Annotated in this window: 2 protein-coding genes; both read left to right on the plus strand. The window is 49.0% G+C overall.

The window, feature by feature from the left end; translation table 11 throughout:
* The first annotated feature begins 97 nt into the window (after positions 1–97).
* On the plus strand, positions 98–1,225 hold the full coding sequence (locus CVT49_16435) for a hypothetical protein (GenBank protein ID PKK81912.1): 1,128 nt from the start codon (positions 98–100) through the stop codon (positions 1,223–1,225).
* Between the two features lie 72 nt (positions 1,226–1,297).
* Positions 1,298–1,910: hypothetical protein (locus CVT49_16440; protein PKK81913.1), on the plus strand; the 613-nt coding region annotated here is incomplete at its 3' end.

A 1,910-nucleotide genomic window follows, 5' to 3' on the forward strand; every position in this document is an offset into this window, starting at 1 on the left:
CAAATACCTATACGTAACAAAATGATGGTTGACAGTTCATAGGATGGTTGTCATCATCTATCTGTTTTTCTTGTTGAATTAAGAAAAGGAGATAGCGATGATAAACAGTGATGTCGATTTACACGAGGCAGTCATATCTTCAGATAATTATACAATTCCGCCGCCAAAATCTTTCAATTATTACCAGACCCGTCTCCGTTTTTACTCACATTCTGATGGAAGCATAGAAGCGCTTCTTAAGATATTGAGGCAGCTGTCCAGGGAGGATCTACCCGGCAAGGAGCATGTTGAGGGTTATCTTCGCCATATGGCTCGCAGTAACCGCAGGCCGCGGACCATGTTTAGCCGTTGGGGGACCATACTTATTTTTCTTGGTCTGCTAAAGGCGAATGGCAAGACAAGCCTTGAAGAAGTGACGAGGAGAGATGTGGAGGCATTTATCGAGCATGAACAGGACAGAGGCATCAAGATTACGACTATCCGGATGAGACTTACAGGTGTTCAATCCTTTCTCCGCCACATGGCGGAAGAAGGCATTGTTTCCCTGGGTGTTTTTGGCAAGAGGATACGCTTGCAGTTGCCGGAGCGGCTGCCGCGGGCCATGGATCCCGATGATTTACAGAAGCTGCTTTCTGTCATTGAAGGCAACCGTGACCGGGCCATGATCCTGGTATTGTTGAGAACGGGAATGCGGATCGGGGAACTACTCAATACGAAGGTTACAGACGTCCACATCAAAGAGCGGAGGATAGAGATTTACGAAGCTCAGAAGAACCGTCTGGGCCGAGTGGTTTATCTCAGTGAGGACGCCATTATTGCGTTGAAGATCTGGTTTGAGGAGAGGCATGCCTGGGAGGACTACCTTTTTTACAGTCGAGGGAACACGGACACGATGTCGTACAGCACAGCCCGGTGCAGGTTTGAAAAATACATTGTGAAAGCGGGATTAACTCACAAAGGGTATACCCTGCATACTCTTCGCCACACCTTTGCCACGGAGCTTCTCAACGCCGGCATGCGTCTGGAGTGTCTCCAGGTATTGTTGGGACATCGCAACATTGAAGAGACAAGGCGCTATGCCCGGCTCACCGATAAAACCCGCGAAGAGGAATATTTTAAGGCCATGGCCATAATAGAAAGGGGGGACAGTCGTGGTAATGACCGATGCGATCCTGAACTGGAGGCGATTTTTGAAAAGGCGAAACTGTGCACCGAATACCGTTAAGAACTATCTGAACATGATCAAGCATTTTGTTGTCTGGGTGGATGTTCCGGTGGAAGAACTGTTAATTGCCATTTGGATGGCATTCGCCAGTTCTACCATTACCTGAAGGAAGAGGAAGATAGGGTCATCATCAACCCCATCAGAAAGAGTCACATGCAAAAGATGTCCAGACCTCTTCCACGGCACCTACGGGATGAACAGGTAAAGAACTTTTTTGAAGTCGTGAAGGGTCCCCGTGACCGAGCTATGTTTATGCTAATGCTGCGCTGCGGGTTAAGGGTGGAAGAAGTTGCGAATCTTGCCATAGGCGCTATAGACGTCAACCGCAGGACAGTCCTGGTTGAAGATGGCAAGGGGGCAAAAGACCGGGTCGTCTACATGAGCAATGATGCGCTTAATGTCTTGGCGGCCTATTTACGGGTTCGGCCTGCATCCAGGGCTAGAAAAATCTTTCTCGTGGAAAAAGGAGCATGTAGGGGGCAACCCATCTCCATCCGTGGGATTCAGAAGCGCATGGAATATTATGCCCGCAAAGCGAAGGTCCGAGTATCCTGTCATCATCTCCGGCACACGATGGCCACCCAGATGTTGAATGCCGATGCTGACCTCTCCACCATTCAGGACCTTTTAGGGCACAGCAGTGTGAAAACCACGCAACGGTACTGCCGGATATCAAATCTCAAAG

Source organism: candidate division Zixibacteria bacterium HGW-Zixibacteria-1 (genome assembly GCA_002838945.1).
GTDB lineage: Bacteria > Zixibacteria > MSB-5A5 > GN15 > PGXB01 > PGXB01.

Excerpts from the sequence above, each read along its gene's own strand:
- CVT49_16435 (PKK81912.1), top strand. The coding sequence starts at position 98 with ATGATAAACAGTGATGTCGATTTACACGAGGCAGTCATATCTTCAGAT.